Raw genomic sequence first — 17,926 nt, 5'->3', positions numbered from 1 at the left:
CAAAGGCAATGGCTCAAACTGCTGATTCTGGGAGAGCTTTCTGACTCGCCTCCGCTCCATCGAATGTGGTTACGGCTACAACTTCGTATAACAATCCGGATGAAAAGGTGGGAAAACTGCTTTTGTGAGAGGTTAGCATTTTCTTAAGGGGTGCCATTGCTAATAAATTCTTGTGCGCTCGATCATGAAGCAACCGACCCAACCGAACGCAAATTCAACCACCGACCCCACCCCTGCTGATGTCGAATCAACGAATGTAGTTGTTAAAAAACCGAATTCATCGTTGTTTCACGCTCAGCTTGACCGTTTGCAACCCCGATGGCGATCGCGCAGTTTTATTGGGCTACTGCTGTTTGTTGGGGTGACTGTCGTTGTTGGGGTGACTGCGGTCACGAGCTATAAAGTCGTGCGTCTGTTGTTGTTGCAGAATCTCAAGCAGCAGGCACTCTCTCAAGTGCAACAGGGCAGAGGTGAACTGGATGCATGGCTTGCGACTCGGAAGGCTGAAGTGGTTACCTTAGCCAACTCTCCGGTGGTGCGATCGCTCGATTGGACGACTACAGAACCCTATCTACAATCAGAGCTAGAGCGGATTCAAGAGTTTTACCTGTTTGCGGTTGTTCGTCCTGATGGCTCTCTCGCCAATACGCTGGTGGGTCGTACCGATACGACGGTGGGCGATCGCGAATGGTTTCAACGGGGCATTCGGGGAGAAACGTGGATTTCTGACCCGATGGTGGAGCGGACTGCCAGAGCGGTGCTGCTTAACATAGTGGCTCCCATCCTGCAACCTGAACAATCTGAGCCTGTTGGGGTCTTGGCCGGATCAATTACGGCGAACCACTTGTCGCAGATTGTAGACCAACTCAACGCAGGACCAGAGAGTTATGCCTTCGCGTTGAATTCAGAGGGAGTGGCGATCGCCCATCCTGACCTGAGCTTGATTGGCACTCCTGAGCGCGAAGTGCCTAGCTTTTTGGACTCAGAGAACCGGGACTTAGCCATGATTGCCCGCCGTATGACAGACCTGCAAGAGGGCATTGATCTGGCTTACATTGATGGGCGGTGGCGATATATCGCCTATACCCCGTTACAGCAGGCAAACTGGTCAGTTGCACTGGTGATTCCGCGTGAAGATATCGAGTCTCAGTTAGGCGCACTCAACATTCTGGCGTCGGTTTTGGGTGGGTTAATTATCATTGCCCTGATTGGTGTTTGGCGACAATTACAACTGTTAGAGCGGGCTCGCACCCGGATTGCACAAGAGGCACTGCTCAACCGTTTGATCAATCGCATCCGAGAATCATTAGATTTGCGAGTTATCGTTCAGACCACCATCACTGAACTAGCTGCTCTGCTCAAACTCAAACGGGTCTTATTTGGTTGGTATGATCCGCAAACACAACGGTTTGAGTTGTTTTTCATGTTTCCTCAAAAAGCCTTTGTCGAGGGAACCCAATTTCAAACCAGCATCGACCTCGACCTGCCAAAAGCGTTGCAGGATGGCAAGTTTGTTTGCCTGATGCCAGTGAATCCAGAGGCAAAACCCTCTGGTCTATTGAAGTTGCAAGCGGGCAGCTATCTGTCGATCGCCATTCCAACTCAAGAAAAACGCACTGGCTATTTGATTGGGTTAGACAGCCATCCCCTCAGTCGTGACGATCAAGAACTCCTCAATGTCGTAGCCGACCAACTGGCGATCGCCATTACCCAGTCCCATCTCTACAGCCAGACCCAGGCACAGGTGCAACTGCTGAATGAAACGCTGGAAACGTTGAAAAAAACTCAGCTCCGGTTGATTCAGAGCGAAAAGATGTCCAGTCTGGGTCAACTGATTGCGGGCATTGCCCACGAAATCAACAATCCTGTGAATTTCATCTACGGCAACCTTGTTCACGCTAATCAATACATTCAAGAGTTGTTAGAACTCATTGAGCTGTATCAACTGCACTATCCTCGACCACCCCAGTCCATTCAAGACAAGACAGAGTTCATTGATCTGGAGTTCATTCGAGAAGACCTGCCCAAGCTCCTCTCATCCATTCAAGTGGGTGCTCAACGCATTCGAGAGATTGTCAAATCCCTCCGCATCTTCTCTCGTCTGGATGAAGCCGAAGTGAAAGGGGTCGATATCCACGAAAGCATTGATAGTGCTTTGATGATTCTGCAAAATCGGTTCAAACCCAGACCCCACTTTCCGGGCATACAGGTGATCAAAGACTACGGCAAGCTGCCTCCGGTGGAATGTTATGCGGGACAGCTCAATCAGGTGTTTATGAATATCTTGAGTAATGCGATCGATGCACTCGAAGAGTTTCACCTGAAGAACTTGTACTCCAACTCCGACAGCCCAGCGAAGATCACCATCAACACTCGTTTGACCCAGGATTCTAACAACGGCGATCAGATTGCGATTTGCATCGAAGATAATGGACCTGGCATTCCTGAAGCGGTGCAACAACGGCTATTCGATCCATTCTTTACGACTAAACCTGTAGGTAAGGGTACTGGCTTGGGCTTAGCGATCAGTTATCAAATTGTCACCGAACGCCACAACGGAGAGTTGCAGTGTCATTCGGTTGAGGGGCAGGGCACGCAATTTTTGATTCAGATCCCAGTGAGACAGTCAAAAACTTAAGGAGATTTCTGATACCAATTTGAATTGGCTTCGCTGCACATGATTCCGTAAGGGCGTTTCGCGAAATGCCCTTACAGGTATTTTGTTGCCTGGAAATCTCCTAAGCCTGACAGATCGCAGCGGAGTGTCGTTGAATGCAGGAAGCTTGCTCCTGGGGGGTCAACTCATTCCACTCAAGGTCACGCCGCAACACGACTCCGTTGTGCCCCACGACCAGGCGAGGCAGTTGGTTTTGATCCAACACACGCATGGTTTCCACGTCGTAAGTGGTGTAAACGGTTGTAGCCGTTTCTAGCGTAATGTCTACTACAGTCAGCGTTTTGATGCGGGGCAGATTGCCTGTCAGCAATAATCGAGGACCATCCCCCATTGCTCCAGCATGGAGCAGTTCTAATCTGCCCCGATGTCCGGGATAAAAGGCATGGTGATGCCCACTGATGTAAGTGTGGACGTTGTGCCGCTCCAGAAGCGATCGCAATTCATCAGCGTTATCCAATACTTCACCGACCTTGTCTCGCTCCTGGGCTATGGCATAGAGCGGCAGGTGTCCTACCACAATCCGCAGTTGGGCAGCCTGGGCGGTGGGACTGGCTAAACTGCGCTCAACCCAGGCAAGGTCTTCGGCAGGCATGGGCAAGCCGCTGGTGGCATCCCAGATCAAAAAGAACACCCCTGCCCGTTGAAACGTGTAATAGAAGGGAAACTTGTAGCGATCGACAAATTCCACATCGGGGGTGTGTGCCGGGTTATTCCAGTAGGCGGCAGCTAACTCCCGTTCTTGCCGATAGATCAAACCATTCACCCCAACTGCACGAGAGGCATCGTGGTTGCCCAACGTAAACCCCAGCGGCAGATTGGCTTGACGCAGGGGGGCAGCGATCGCCCGGTCAAACCCTGCCCACATCTCTTGAATCCGGGCGCGAGTGAGGTTGCGATCTTGTCCTGCCACCATGTCGCCACTGGCGATCACCAGATCGGGTTGCCATGAGGGAATTAACGCGATCGCCCGGCTAACCTGAGCACCATAGGTTGTCGAACCATAGGGTCCGTTGATGTCGCTAATCACCACAAGCCGCACATCGCCACGGGGTGGATTGGGAATGCCCTGTGCTCGCAGTTGATCGTTGACAGGGGAAGGAGTGGCGATCGAGGGCGATACCACAGGAGTCGAAGCTGCCGCCACCGGAGTTGGAGTTGTCTCAGAAGTCGCAAGTCGTTGCACACAAGCGGCTAAACCAAATCCAGTTGTGGCTCCTGCCAGTCTTAAAAAATGACGACGTTTCAAACTCATGGGGTTGGTACAACGAGGGATCAGTTCAACCACCAGAATAGACCAATCCCCGGAGTAGTATCGTTAACTGAGGATGATCAATGGGTAATGAAAGCAGGGTGGCTCAGGAGAGGACAGGGGAGTGGCTCAGCCCTCCGCATTTAGGGATAAACTGAAATAGTCTTAGCTGTTTCTTTATCACAGGCAATTCCAGGCATGGCTACAGTGCTCAACGAGCTTGAATCTCAACTAACCCACTTGCGGCAGGAGGCGCAGGATGCGATCGCCAATACGACGACGTTGGAGCAGCTAGAACAACTGCGGATCAAGTATTTAGGGAAGAAAGGTAGCCTCTCCCAGGTGTTAGGAGGGATGGGGAAACTGGACGCGAGCGATCGCCCCCGCATCGGTGCCCTTGCCAATGAAGTCAAAGAGGTGTTGCAGACAGCCCTCGACCAAAAACGCGAGACTTTACAGGCGGCTCAGATTGAGGCTCAACTGGCAGCCGAAAAAATCGATGTGACGATGCCAGGAGTATACATACCGCAAGGGCATACCCACCCACTGACAAGCACAATCGAGCGGGTGTTAGACATTTTCGTAGGGTTGGGCTACACGGTTGCCGAAGGCCCAGAGATGGAGACGGACTACTACAACTTCGAGGCACTCAACTTTTTAGAAGACCATCCGGCACGCGACATGCAGGACACCTTGTATCTGCCGGATGGCAACCTGTTGCGGACGCACACCTCGTCAGTGCAGATCCGCTACATGGAGAACAACGATCCACCCATTCGAGTGGCGATTCCGGGACGGTGCTACCGCCGCGATACGGTTGATGCGACCCACTCAGCGGTGTTCCATCAAGTTGAGATTTTGGCGGTGGATGAAGGGTTGACCTTTACCGATCTGCGCGGAACGCTGAAAGTCTTTTTAGAAGAGATCTTTGGTGATATTCAGATTCGTCTACGTCCCAGCTTCTTCCCCTTTACTGAACCGTCCGCTGAGGTGGATGTGATGTGGCGCGGTCGCTGGCTAGAGGTGATGGGCTGCGGCATGGTCGATCCCAATGTGTTGAAAGCAGTGGGCTACGATCCCGAAATCTATACCGGGTTCGCAGCGGGCTTTGGGGTGGAGCGATTCGCCATGGTGTTGCACCAGATGGACGACATCCGTCGGCTCTATAACAGTGACTTGCGCTTCTTAAGGCAGTTTTAGGTGATTTTGTCCTGATCAGGAATAAACTCCCGTGTATCACTAGGCAGTGATGTAGTGGTATTTAAGACACAGCTTCGTTCAGTGGAGCTTGGCTGGATTGGCTGTGCCTGGATTCTATCTGCATTGACGAGTGCCCTTATATACAGGAGACGATGTGCGCGTACCAACTTTAGCTTTGGCAACCGTGGCAGCGATCGCAGGACAGGACATGGGTCAAGAGGCTCAGGCAAAACCAATCCCTCAAGACTGGCACCCTCCGGTTTCAATAGACATGGAGCCAAGTCCATTGGATGAGGTGAAGGAAACGGTGATGCAGAGCCAAGCCTCGAATAGGATGATCGCCACGTCTCCAGAGGTCATGGTTGATCCGGAGTTTGCCATGGAGCGATCGCTGCCTGACCTCACCTCATTCCCCGATCAACCTGAGCGGATGGCAGAGCGACATAGTTCTGTGGATAGGGCGATCGCTACGTCCTCTAGTGTTGGTGTGGCAACTCCTGAAGCTACGTCAGAGGCGGTACAAAGCAGTACTTCTCCAGGGGCGATCGCTCCCCCTGAGGCATGGGCACCCGCCGCAATTCAACCCATCGTGGCATCTGAACCTGTCTCTGTGGCTCAGTCCCGGCGGGTGTCTGAACCAATCACTGTGGCACAAACCAGACAGTTCAACTACGTATCTCCCGGTGTCAATCGACGACGAGTACGAGTTGGTCAGCTTACCACTATTCAAGTGACGAATCGGGCGGGAAGGGCGATCGAAATTGAGTTGGTGGGTCGCACGCGACCCCTGTTGTTGCTGCCGGGGCAGACCCGACGACTGCGAGTTGATCCTCGTGATTTGTCACTGCTCTATTGGGTGCCCGGTCGCCAAGGGGAGTTGGATGCTACGGTTTCACAACCGAGCCTGAACACGATTGTGGTGAATATTTTTCCAAGTCGCTTTCCCAATGGGAATTTAGCCATCTATCTACCCGAACCGGATAACCGTCCCGATGTTCTGCGGGTTTTCTGACATCATCAAATTCAATATCGATAGCGATTTAACCGTCCTCTGAACTGAGTTGCAGGGGTCCCAAATATTTTGCCAAATAGGGCGAGAAGACTTCATAGATCAGGGTAATTGGGTGTCCATGATGCCAAAAGAGGTAATGCCTGCCCCAAAATGGTCCAGTTTGTCCAAACGCTAACTCCAACGCTTGAGAATGACCACACACAATGCCCTGAATGTCGCGGTAAAGCTCAGTGCGCGATCGCGATAGGTTGGCCCAAATCGGCAGCGATCGATTCTGCAAATACTCATCTACATGGCTCGCCTCCCACCAGGAGGTGGCATAGGCCAACCGTTTGCCCGATCGCGTCCGTAACCAGACCTGCCGTCGCAGTCGAGGCTCTGACAGCACTTGAATCGGGCTAGGAGCCTCATCCGACGTATCTCCAATCAGCGACATATCAATCACATCCACTTCAGTGGCTTCCCCCGTCAGCAGTTGCAAGTGGCGAGTGGGGGAACCATCCCCTAACAACAGCATCTGCCACGCCGGAGCAAGCTGATCATGGGGGATGCCACGCTGCACCGTGTGTTCGCCACCTTGCCACAGCGGTTGAAGCCGATGCCAGCTAAGGGAAGGGTTGGCATGATTGGAGGCTGGGAGTGTTGAAGTCAAAGGATTTACAAAACTTTATTTACTTTCTTAATCATAGTATGACAGGGCAAATCGTGCCTGATACGCTAAAATCCACGCATAAACCGTGCTACCGCATTTTCTAGACTATGCAAATTCTTCACGGTACATGGATTCCCCAAAAGGATGGGGAATTTATTCAGCAAGGGGCATTTTACCTGTGGGTTGAGACAACAGAGCAGAAGCGGTTTCGTAAGCCAAATCCACGTCATCCCCGACAGTTGGTTGCGGCGGATCTGGCTACGCTTTTGACTCAGGAATTGGGAATTCAGCCGCCTAACTATCGCAAACTGGACGATTTTATATCACCACAGTATTTTCTGTTGCCGACGGTGGATGACCAACCGTTACCCTCCCTGGAGTTATCCCGTTACCTGGAGGAAGAACTGCCAGAGGAATTTGAGTTGCAGTACTGGCAGGTGGATTGTTATCAAACCGTCGTCTCATCTAAAAGGGGAGGTTACGTCAATAGCGTAGTCAGTCTGCTCAACGACCTGCATTTCATCGCATTGCATAACCTGGCAGAGATTCAACTGGGGTCTGATCTGCTGTTCTGGTTTCACTTCACGCAGGCGATAAAACGCATCATTCTCAAAGACCAATACATTCCCGCATTGAAGTATCGCGAACTGAAACCGTCTAAACCACCCGAAACCAAGCGTAAGACGAAGACCAGTAAAACAGAGCCTAAAGAACCGTCTGCCGCTGCAACTCGTCGTACTCGGAGTACTGCGACCCAAGCCACGCGACAAAAGCGATCGCCCGGTTCAACAAAATCAGCCAATTTAGCAAAACGATCATCGGCTGCCACTAAAACCATTGATGTCTCGACTATTCCTGAAAAGGTCGGGCAGTTTGAGATCTATCCCAGTTGGGAGTTTATTGGCGAAGAGTACGAAGCTACGATTCAGCAGTATGTGGACTACATGCCGCTAATTTGTGTGGCGGGTTTTGCCGAGCCGCGAGAGACACCCGAATTCTACGATCGCCCCACGTTATTACGGCATTTCTCAGAATGTTTGCTGGCTGACATTGTCACCCATACGCCTACCACACAAGCATTTGAGAAGACGATCGCCGATACGGTTCTCTACAGTTGTCTGCATCCCACCAATCGCCCCTGGCTCGGTGCTGCCCAGTTAGAGATCTATCAACAGTGGCAAACCTGGCGCGATCGCATTCGTCGAACGCAGACCGATCAGTCTTTTTATCTCTACTTTCAACTGCAAGATCCAGCCAAACCGGAAGATGCCTGGACCCTGCAATTTCAAGTGGCTCCCAAACACGACCCCTCGCTGCGCGTGTCATTACAGGACTACTGGCGAATGCGTCCCAAGCAACAACAACAGGTCAAACAGAAACTTGGGGATGCGTTTGAACCGGATCTGCTGATGAACCTGGGCTATGCGGCGCGGATCTATCCGGCATTGTGGCGAGGCTTAGAGACGGATCAACCTGTGGGTATTACCCTCGATCTGGATGCAGCGTTTACCTTTCTCAAAGAGTCTGCCTGGGTGCTGGAGAATGCGGGCTATAAGGTGATTGTGCCCGCCTGGTGGACGCCTAAAGGACGGCAACGGGCAAAAGTGCGCCTCAAAGCCAAAGGTAAATCGCTGACGGGTGGCGAAGACAAGAGCAAGCAATATTTCTCGTTTGAGAGTCTGGTGGAATATCAGTACGAACTGGCGATCGGCGGTGAAAAGGTTAGCGAGCAAGAGTGGAATCAACTGGTTGGTGCCAAAACCCCTCTGGTCAAGTTCCGGGGGCAGTGGATGGAACTGGATCAGGACAAGATGAAGCAAATGCTGGAGTTTTGGAAGACCCAGCAACAAGAAAACCCAGAGCTAAGCTTGCTCGACTTCCTCAAGCTCACTTCTGACAGCGATGACAGTTTGGATATTGAGGTCGATCGCAAAGATGCCCTTTCAGATATGCTGGCAAAGTTGGGTGACAAGAGCCAGCTTCAACCCGTCGAAGATCCTCAAAAGTTGCAGGGCAACCTGCGGGAATATCAAAAGCGAGGCGTTTCCTGGCTGCAATATCTGGAGCAACTGGGCTTAAACGGTTGTCTTGCTGATGACATGGGTTTGGGCAAAACGATCCAGGTGATTGCCCGACTGTTACAGGAGCGGGAGATCGCGCAGCAGAGCCGTGTTAAAAACATTCCCCCCACGCTGCTAATTGCGCCAACCTCTGTAGTCGGCAACTGGCATCGGGAGATTCAAAAGTTTGCCCCTGATTTGAAGGCGATCGTGCATCACGGGACGCAACGCGCTAAGGATAGCAAAGAATTCAAGCAAGCCTGTCGTGAAAACGATCTGGTGATCACCTCGTTTGCGCTGGCACGAAAGGATATCAAACTGTTGGGCGAAATTCAGTGGCACCGAATTGTCCTGGATGAGGCGCAAAACATCAAAAATCCCAAAGCCGATCTGACCAAATCCATTCTCAAACTGTCGGCTCCGCATCGCTTGGCGTTAACCGGAACCCCTGTAGAGAACCGTTTGCTTGATCTCTGGTCAATTTTCAACTTTTTGAATCCGGGCTACCTGGGCAACCAGACCCAGTTTCGTCGTAACTTCGAGCTACCGATTCAAAAAGCCAATGACGTGCGCCAGTCTGCCACCTTGAAGAAACTGATTGAGCCGTTTATTCTGCGTCGGGTGAAAACGGATCAGTCCATCATTAAGGACTTGCCCGACAAAGTAGAGCAAAAACTTTACTGCAACCTAACGAAGGAGCAAGCATCTCTTTACCAGGCTGTCGTGAAGGATGTTGAGGAAAAAATTCAAACGCTGGATGGCATTCAACGCAAGGGCTTGATCCTGGCGACACTGACGAAGTTGAAACAGGTGTGTAACCACCCGATGCAGTTCCTACAAGATGGCAGTGAATTCACCGCAGAGCGATCGCACAAGTTAACGCGTCTCAGCGAGATGGTGCAGGAAGTGATGGACGAAGGCGAAAGTTTGTTGATTTTCACACAATTTAACGAACTGGGAGAAGCGTTAGAAAAGTATCTGCGCCACACCTGTCACCACAACACCTACTACTTACATGGGGGCACCTCTCGCAAAAAACGAGAGCAAATGATCACGGAGTTTCAAGACCCCGAAACCGAACCCTCGGTATTTATCCTCTCCCTCAAAGCGGGTGGTGTTGGGATTACGCTGACCAAAGCCAATCATGTGTTTCACTTCGATCGCTGGTGGAATCCTGCGGTTGAAGATCAGGCCACCGATCGCGCCTTCCGTATTGGGCAGAAGAAGAATGTGTTCGTTCACAAATTTGTGGCGATAGGCACGTTGGAGGAGCGTATCGACCAAATGATCGAAGACAAGAAAAAACTGGCAGGGGCGATCGTGGGAGCCGATGAATCGTGGCTCACAGAGTTAGATAACGATGCCTTTAAGAAACTGATTGCCCTCAATCAGAGCGCAATGATGGAGTAAGACGATGAGCCAATTTAGCCGCACCTGGTGGGGACAAAAATTCATCGCAGCGTTGGAGGAATTCACTGATCCAGGACGATTGAGCCGAGGACGTTCCTACGCGAAAAACGATAAGGTTAAAAGCTTTGAGATTGTCGATGGCATTGTCACCGCTAAAGTGCGGGGTTCGGTGAATCCCTACTACGGCGTTTACAAAGAACCGCTTTACACCACCACCATCGAGTTTCAACCGATCAGTGCCGCGAAATGGACAGCGGCGATCGCCCTGATTGCCTCCAAAGCCAGTCTGATCTCGCGATTACTACTAAACGAGATTCCCGATGACATCGAGAATTCCTTCAAAACCCTCAAGATCAACCTGCTGCCCCACAGCCGCAAAGACTTTGATGCCGAGTGTTCCTGCCCCGATTGGGAGAACCCCTGCAAACACATTGCAGGGGTCTACTATCTCGTTGCTGCCGAACTTGATCGCGACCCATTCCTACTATTTGAGTTGCGCGGATTGTCTCGCGATGACCTGCACAAAGAACTGGCAAAATCTCCGCTGGGTCAGGCTCTCTCTGCTGAGTTGTTACTAGAACAGCGATCGCCCGAATCTCAGTCCTCCTATTACACTCGCCCACAAACGGCTTCTGTAGAAGCGATCGCCGGATTGCGTGACTTCTGGCATGGGGCAAAACGTCTCCCTCAAACGATGGAGCCGCTACCCGAAACGTTGGTTTCTGGCATTCCAGTGAAGAAGCAGGGAGACTTTCCCGCCTTCTGGAATCGGGATAACTCCTTTATCGAGGCAATGGAAACGCTCTATGAGCAGGTGAGAAATAAAGGTCCGCTTTAGGGGGATGCACTCTCCACCGCAAAACTTGCAATATACTCAGCAACTATGGGAGATTGCACTTCCAGAAAAGTACAAAATTTCAATCAGTTTACCGCAGATTAATTTGGGGGTTTTCATGGCTAGAACCGAATCCACAATGCTGCCTCTGGGTACAACCGCTCCAGCGTTTTCACTGCCCGACGTTGTTAGCGGAAACGCCATTTCGCTGGACACCTTTGACAGTGCCAAAGCCCTCTTGGTGATATTTGCCAGTCCTCATTGTCCCTTTGTGCAGCATGTGAAATATGAACTCGCTCAGCTAGACCGAGATTTCAGTGAGCAAGGCCTGGCGATCGCGGGCATCAGCTCAAACGACGTGGAGAAGTATCCTGACGATTCCCCTGAGAAAATTAAAGCCTTTGCCCAAGAGGTCAATCTGTCTTTTCCCTTCTTGTATGACGAGAGCCAGGAGGTTGCCAAAGCCTATCAAGCCGCTTGCACGCCTGACTTTTTCTTGTTTGATGGCGATCGCCGCTTAGTGTATCGAGGTCAGCTAGACGATAGCCGCCCTGGCAATCAAATTCCCGTGACAGGTCAAGATTTGCGACAGGCGATCGCGGCTGTTTTGGCAGGGCAACCCGTCGCAACAGAGCAAAAGCCCAGCATCGGTTGCAACATCAAATGGAAACCTGGCAATGAACCTGCCTATTATGGCGGTGCTCCAACCGTAGCAACGAAATCGTAAGACTTATTTGAAAACCAGGCATTGGGGGATTCTCCCCCAAACCCCCGATTGGGGGACGCCACTGCCTCCCCCAAACCCCCTAGCAGAAGGTGCTTGGGTTTATCCAAAAGCGCGCTTCGCATCTGTCCCCAGTACGGGTGCTTCTGGTTTCGGCCAGATCCTCGACAAAACTCAAAGTCCTCAGAATTCGGGAATTCAAGGAACTAAGAGAACTTGTGGAGACACGTTTTTTGCTGATGGGAGGTGCCGTGGGTAGTGCGGTAGCGTATGGCGATTGAGATTTAGTTTGGTGTCACTTCATGTCTAACAAAACGATTGGTCTTGATTCATCGCTCTACAATTACCTGTTATCTGTTTCTTTACGAGAACCCGATATTCTCTTTCGCTTGCGTGAAGAAACGGCGCGGCATTCCAGTGCCAATATGCAAATCGCTCCAGAGCAGGGGCAATTTATGGCGTTATTGGTGCAACTGATGGGAGCCACCAAAACTTTGGAGTTGGGAGTCTTTACCGGGTACAGTTCTCTGGCGATCGCCCTGGCACTCCCCGACAACGGCACCATCATCGCCTGCGATGTGAATGAAGAGTATACCGCGATCGCCCGTCGCTATTGGCAAGCGGCAGGAGTGGCTCACAAGATTGACCTGCGACTCGCCCCTGCCCTATCCACGCTGGATCAGTTACTCGCTGAGGGACAAGCCAATACTTTTGACTTTGCCTTTATTGATGCTGATAAGACAAACTACCTGAACTACTACGATCGCGTGTTGCAACTGCTCAGACCAGGTGGGCTGATGGCGATCGACAATGTTCTCTGGTCAGGGCAGGTCGCTCAACCAGAGGTTCAAGATGACAGCACAACCATGCTGCGGCAACTCAACCAAACCCTCCACCAGGACGACCGGATTAGTTTGAGTATGGTGCCGATCGCCGATGGCTTAACCCTTGCCCTCAAACGGTAATGGTTGTGCAGGAAGGGAGGAGAGAGTGGGAGAGTGGAGGAGTAGGGAGTAGAGAGACGCGATTAATCACGTCTTTACGGTTGATCTATTATCCCGTCGCTCCGTCACCCCAACATCCCCTTGCGAAGTGTGGCGTAGCCATACCCCATCACTCCGTCACTCCATTACCCTACTTCTCCTAAACGCCACTCAGGGCTTCGTTGTCTTTGGATTGTCCCAACAAGCTCTGCACTGCCGTCATCACCTCTGGAGCCGCTAATGCTAGAGAGGCAAAGGAGCAGAGGGTGGCAACCTGGCAATATTCACAGAAAGCTTTATTCTCGCTCCACTCTTCCCGTGCTAACTCAGCCGCCGTGATGGCATCAAAGAGAATCTTTACACCCATGGCGATCGGGACAAGGGGATTTTCTTTGGCACGATTTTGACCACCTGTTGAGGCGAGCCATGCCGTGATGCCGTAGTTAATCAACATCAGTGGTCCATCAGGGGTATTGAGCCGACTATAAGCGTAGGGAGCCGCATCGACGCGATCGGAATCCACAAAGGGAATGGGGAGGTCAGGTAATTCTTTTAGAACACCAGTTTGATACAGAGTGACGATCTGCGCCATGGTCGCTCCAACCATCGACAATCCCATAATCCAGCGGCGACGGTCTAAATCGGGGCTTTCGCCTTCACGGAGTTCTTGGCTGAGTTGTTGAGGGTCCATAGTGTATCTTTTCCGTTACATCTAGTCACCATGTTCGGGAATTCCGGAAAGACATACCCCTCACTCTGGGCAGAGTTGTTTTTTCTTCTACAAATCTGTAGAGATGAAGCATTTGGCAAATTGATTACGGATGGAGTAGGGGCGGTTCGCGAACCGCCCTTACATTCGATTGCCTCGCCCTATAGGGTTGCCAACCGTTTCGCTAACAATCGGTGAAAGCCATCGGCATCACCCGACAGCACCACATTGACATTGGGGTGGAGGTTTCCTTCCTTTGCGCCATTAATCACCGTTCGCCCCATCGTCAACTCACTCGCAACCTCCACATCTACCCGCATTTTATGAGCCGTGAACAAGTCTGGCTGAAGCAGATAGGCAATCACACAGGGGTCATGTAGCGGATTGCCTGCCCACCCATGTTGTTCAACCTCAAAGCTGTAATCGCCCAGCAAGTCAGCTGCTGTTTGACCAACCGGAGTATCGATCGCCCGAATTGCAGCTAACCGTTCTGGAGTGGTCAAAATTTGGTGAGTCACATCCAGTCCAATCATCGTCAGGGGAATGCCACTGGTCAGCACCACCTGTGCCGCATGGGGATCGACGTAGATATTAAACTCGGCAGATGAGGTGACATTCCCTTGAGCGATCGCCCCTCCCATAAACACCAACTCTTCAATCTGGAGGGCAATGCGCGGTTCCTTAATTAAAGCGATCGCCACATTCGTCAAGGGTCCTAAAGTTGCCAAAGTAACTCTTTCAGGGGCTGCCATCAGCGTCTCCACCAAAAAATCGACCCCATGCTTTGGCTGTAAGGGCATCGTTGGCTCTGGAAATTGCACAGTCCCTAACCCTGTTTTGCCGTGTACCTCCTCTGCGGTTGCCAGAGAACGCATGATCGGACGAGAACACCCCGCATACACCGCAACATCCGTTCGTCCCGCCAATTCACAGATACGACGGGCATTCTTTTGAGTCAGAACCAGGGGCACGTTGCCAGCGACCGTGGTGATACCCAACAGATGCAATTCTGGTGAAGCAAAAGCTAATAAGAGGGCGATCGCATCATCCACCCCCGGATCACAATCAATCACAATCGGCTTTGCAGTCTGCCCTTGGTCTGTCATTTGGAATCCCCTTATCGACTCATGCCAATCTACGTTAGCGTAGGGATATAACTCTGTTGAACTCTGTTGATCGGTCTCCTGTGTTGGTGTCTAAGAAAAGTCTTGTTTTAGCGGGTCTGGTCTGCGCGTTGCTGCCTCTGGCATCGTGCGCGAATACGCCGTTTGCAGAACAGTTTGAGCGATCGCTGGCGGCTGATCCCCGATTAACCGATACTCCCACTGCTGGACAACCCAGCCCTTCTCCTACGGATGGGGCAACCCAACTTCCAGCGGACTTTCCCAGTGATATTCCTCGCTACCCTGGAGCGGAGTTGATCGAGGTAACACCTGCTGAGGGAGGAGATTCTGCATCGACATCTGTCCAGTCGCGATGGCGGACGGCTGACAGCATTGAACAAGTCCAACAGTTCTACCGCGATATTTTGCAGTCTAATGACTGGCGCATTCTCGAATCCAGCCCATCTCCAGACGGTGCAACGATCGCAGCCGAACGCAATGGTGCTCGGCTGACGGTTAGTATCCCAACGACACCACCTCCAGCTACCTCTGCTTTGCCCAGTGGCATCGAGTTTCTTTTGAGCTACGAAGCCAGTAGTACTACCGCTTCAGGGACTTCAGAGAACACTGGGGCGATCGCTACGAATCCCGTTCCTCAACCGGGTGATCCTAACTTTATCGGGCCGTTGCCTCAATCGGGTGCCACTCCACAGCCAACCCAATCGGCTCAACCCTCCAGTCCCACCGCTGCGGCTCAAACCTTTAGCGATATTAGTCAGGCTCCCGAAGAACTACGCTCCTACATTGAAGATTTGGCTAAGCTCGGTGTCTTGAGCACCGGGTCAAACTCTAGCCAGGAATTTAAACCCAACGCGATCGCCACTCGCCGTGAATATGCCCGCTGGTTGGTCGCTGCGAATAATACGATTTACCGCGATCGCCCTGCCCAAAAAATTCGTCTGGGAGTCAGCAGTGATGAACCCGTCTTTCGCGATGTCCCCCGCAATGATCCCGATTTTGCGGCGATTCAAGGTTTAGCGGAGGCAGGGCTAATTCCCAGTCCGTTGTCGGGCGATGCCACCACTACAACCTTTCGACCCGACGCACCACTCACTCGCGAAACCCTGATTCTTTGGAAAGCTCCAGTCGATGTCCGGCAAAGCCTACCTAATGCCACCGTACAGGCTGTTCAGGAAACCTGGGGATTTCAAGATGCCAATCGCATCGATGCCAGAGCACTGAGAGCTGTCTTAGCCGATTTTCAAAACGGTGACCTCTCCAATATTCGGCGTGCCTTTGGCTATACCACCCTGTTTCAACCCAAGAAATCTGTCACTCGCGCTGAAGCAGCAGCGGTGCTCTGGTACTTTGGCTCCCAAGGAGATGGTCTCTCAGCCAAAGATGCCCTGGTGGAGTAAAGAGGTTCTATCTACTTGCGGCAATACAGTTGAGCAGGAGCAAAAGTCGTTGGGAAGGCAGTCACCTCAAAGCTAGTGGGCACAAACCAATCTTTTGAAGTATTCAGAAAATCTTCATCCAAGCCATCAAAAACGATGACGGCTGAGATATCTTCTTTAGGTGTAGATGTAGTCTTGATGGTCTTGTTTTCGTAAGCTTGAATCACGGATTGCGGATCTAGGAAAGACCAATAACGCTCGATGGGTTCAAGTGTGTCTGAGAAGAAATCAGTGCCTTCTAGTCCATAGGAGGCGAGGATCAGGTTCTGATGCTGAAACATGTAATTTAACGTTGTTTTGGTAACTACTGATGCCTCATAACGAACTCTTGGATTGACCACAACTAAAATAGGTCGATTATTAGACGCACAGGTTGAGGCTTCCCGCAGTAGCCCGTTCATGTAGGCACTATCGCGCGCAACAGTTGTGTAATTTGCCCAAACAGCGGGTAATTTAGCAAGAACGATCGCCAAAGCAATTCCTGTTACTAAATAGCCCAGAAATTTGAGGTGCGATTGCAACAGTGACAGAGCATAAACGATAAGTAAAGAAGTTCCAATGGTTGCTGGAATGAGATAATACCCATCAATCCCAGATTTCGTGTAGAGAAAAATTTGAGGACTGACAATCGCAAGGGTAATCAAAATAACGGGAGTGATCTCCCTAAAAAATGCTGCGAAAGATTCTTTCTTCCAGAGGATTGCGATAAGAGTTAAGACACTTGCGGCTACAAAAAATTCAAAATTGCTTCTAACTAATAAGGTTCTAACAGTTGCAATCACCTTTGCAGGGTTAAACGTGTCTTCGTCTACTCCCGCATAACCCATACTGTCAGTACCAACAAAAAGCAAAATATAAACAATCTCAATCGCAGTTAATCCTAGCAGAATTCCAATAATCCATCGATTTTGAAAAATAGCCTTTTTAAGGGATATTTCATTAAATTTGCACGTTAGCCAGACATGTATCATGACCAGTGCTGGAATAAAGATAATGTAGGACTCCTTAGTCATGGATGCCAGCAACACTAGGACAAAAAGACCTGCGTCTATCAATGCTTTACGCCGTGTTGGTCTTGCGCTGAATTTTGCACTGTATACTGTCAGGACTAATGCCCCTGCAAGAAGAAATGTTCCAGGCACCTGAGTGTAGCTGGGTCTTGCCCACATATCTGCTTGGGGTCCAATTAGGGTCAACCCTGAGAATAAGATTGCTCCCAAAATGGGTATGTCAATTAAACTGGCAAATAAAAATAGAAGAAAAGCCGTTAATCCTGTTAAAAGACAAGTATGAATAAACCAAAGTGTTGCATTCAACCCAAATAGTTGAGTTAGAAGAACTTCTTGAGTGAAATAGAAAGGTACAAACCTACCAGAGTTGTAATCGTAAGTCACCCATTTTTGAATTGTTGGGAATAATCCAATTGCTTGAATGTCACTATGCATCGTAATAATGACATGATCATTAATAAAAAGATGAAATCCTGATGTTAATAACCCTGTTCTCCAAAAGACCCAGTAACAAATAGCACAAATTAATAACAGGATGGATAAATAGTAAAAAATTTGTTTTTTGGCGGATTTTGGATCGGTGATAGAAGCCATAAATGGAGTGCCAGAATAGAAGGTCAGGCATCTAATTACAGTTAGTTTGATTGTGGCATCTAACTTGAACCAATTAGATCCTGGCTAATTCTATAACATAAGTAACATTTAACATCAACCTTGGCACTGCTAGAGGGAAATTACTTTTACGCTGGGATCTATTTTTGATTGAGACGGAATAGGGCAGGTGAAGTACTCCTCTTAGCAGGAATCGAGTTTGCAAGAGATCTCTTACTAAAATGGCTCAAAAG

General features: G+C 50.5%; 13 protein-coding genes. 8 read left to right on the top strand and 5 right to left on the bottom strand.

Features of this window, described 5'->3' with window-relative positions:
• The first annotated feature begins 184 nt into the window (after positions 1-184).
• Complete coding sequence (locus H6G89_RS24945; protein WP_242060109.1) at positions 185-2,638, top strand: sensor histidine kinase; 2,454 nt, start codon at positions 185-187, stop codon at positions 2,636-2,638.
• A gap of 100 nt (positions 2,639-2,738) precedes the next feature.
• Here H6G89_RS24945 and H6G89_RS24940 read toward each other — a convergent pair whose 3' ends face one another.
• Entirely contained in the window at positions 2,739-3,962 is a 1,224-nt protein-coding gene (locus tag H6G89_RS24940) for a metallophosphoesterase family protein (RefSeq protein WP_309230095.1), read from the bottom strand.
• Between the two features lie 162 nt (positions 3,963-4,124).
• Here H6G89_RS24940 and pheS point away from each other — a divergent pair, with 162 nt between their 5' ends.
• Both pheS and H6G89_RS24930 read left to right on the top strand, forming a co-directional pair.
• Positions 4,125-5,126, top strand: coding sequence for a phenylalanine--tRNA ligase subunit alpha (gene pheS, locus H6G89_RS24935; RefSeq protein WP_190511569.1), 1,002 nt, complete (start codon positions 4,125-4,127; stop codon positions 5,124-5,126).
• 130 nt (positions 5,127-5,256) lie between these two features.
• The gene (locus H6G89_RS24930) at positions 5,257-6,138 is read left to right on the top strand and encodes a hypothetical protein (protein ID WP_190511567.1); all 882 of its coding nucleotides are present in this window, start codon (positions 5,257-5,259) and stop codon (positions 6,136-6,138) included.
• A 28-nt stretch (positions 6,139-6,166) separates the two neighbouring features.
• Here H6G89_RS24930 and H6G89_RS24925 read toward each other — a convergent pair whose 3' ends face one another.
• On the bottom strand, positions 6,167-6,790 hold the full coding sequence (locus H6G89_RS24925) for a chorismate lyase (protein WP_190511566.1): 624 nt from the start codon (positions 6,788-6,790) through the stop codon (positions 6,167-6,169).
• 107 nt (positions 6,791-6,897) lie between these two features.
• Between H6G89_RS24925 and H6G89_RS24920 the strand changes: the two genes are divergently transcribed.
• From H6G89_RS24920 to H6G89_RS24905, 4 genes are all read left to right on the top strand, one after another.
• Complete coding sequence (locus tag H6G89_RS24920; protein ID WP_190511563.1) at positions 6,898-10,260, top strand: DEAD/DEAH box helicase; 3,363 nt, start codon at positions 6,898-6,900, stop codon at positions 10,258-10,260.
• 4 nt (positions 10,261-10,264) lie between these two features.
• Entirely contained in the window at positions 10,265-11,098 is an 834-nt protein-coding gene (locus tag H6G89_RS24915) for an SWIM zinc finger family protein (RefSeq protein WP_190511555.1), read from the top strand.
• Positions 11,099-11,213: 115 nt separating this feature from the next.
• Positions 11,214-11,822 (top strand): thioredoxin family protein, encoded by a 609-nt coding sequence (locus H6G89_RS24910; RefSeq protein ID WP_190511553.1) that lies wholly within the window; start codon positions 11,214-11,216, stop codon positions 11,820-11,822.
• A gap of 299 nt (positions 11,823-12,121) precedes the next feature.
• Positions 12,122-12,784, top strand: coding sequence for a class I SAM-dependent methyltransferase (locus H6G89_RS24905; RefSeq protein ID WP_190511551.1), 663 nt, complete (start codon positions 12,122-12,124; stop codon positions 12,782-12,784).
• A gap of 178 nt (positions 12,785-12,962) precedes the next feature.
• Here the strand turns inward: H6G89_RS24905 and H6G89_RS24900 are convergent, their stop codons facing one another.
• Together H6G89_RS24900 and H6G89_RS24895 are read right to left on the bottom strand one after the other, a co-directional pair.
• Positions 12,963-13,493, bottom strand: a complete 531-nt coding sequence (locus tag H6G89_RS24900) for a vitamin K epoxide reductase family protein (RefSeq protein WP_190511549.1) — start codon at positions 13,491-13,493, stop codon at positions 12,963-12,965.
• A gap of 179 nt (positions 13,494-13,672) precedes the next feature.
• Positions 13,673-14,617: a nucleoside hydrolase gene (locus tag H6G89_RS24895; protein WP_190511547.1), complete on the bottom strand. Its 945-nt coding sequence runs from the start codon at positions 14,615-14,617 to the stop codon at positions 13,673-13,675.
• A 56-nt stretch (positions 14,618-14,673) separates the two neighbouring features.
• On the opposite strand from H6G89_RS24895, the gene H6G89_RS24890 reads away from it, so the two are divergent.
• Positions 14,674-16,032: an S-layer homology domain-containing protein gene (locus H6G89_RS24890; RefSeq protein WP_199336910.1), complete on the top strand. Its 1,359-nt coding sequence runs from the start codon at positions 14,674-14,676 to the stop codon at positions 16,030-16,032.
• Between the two features lie 11 nt (positions 16,033-16,043).
• On the opposite strand, the gene H6G89_RS24885 is transcribed toward H6G89_RS24890, so the two are convergent.
• Positions 16,044-17,675: a hypothetical protein gene (locus H6G89_RS24885; RefSeq protein WP_190511545.1), complete on the bottom strand. Its 1,632-nt coding sequence runs from the start codon at positions 17,673-17,675 to the stop codon at positions 16,044-16,046.
• Positions 17,676-17,926 lie beyond the last annotated feature (251 nt).

Origin of the sequence: Oscillatoria sp. FACHB-1407, assembly GCF_014697545.1 — a bacterium.
Classification (GTDB): domain Bacteria; phylum Cyanobacteriota; class Cyanobacteriia; order Elainellales; family Elainellaceae; genus FACHB-1407.
This window is presented reverse-complemented; position numbering and strand designations above follow the sequence as displayed.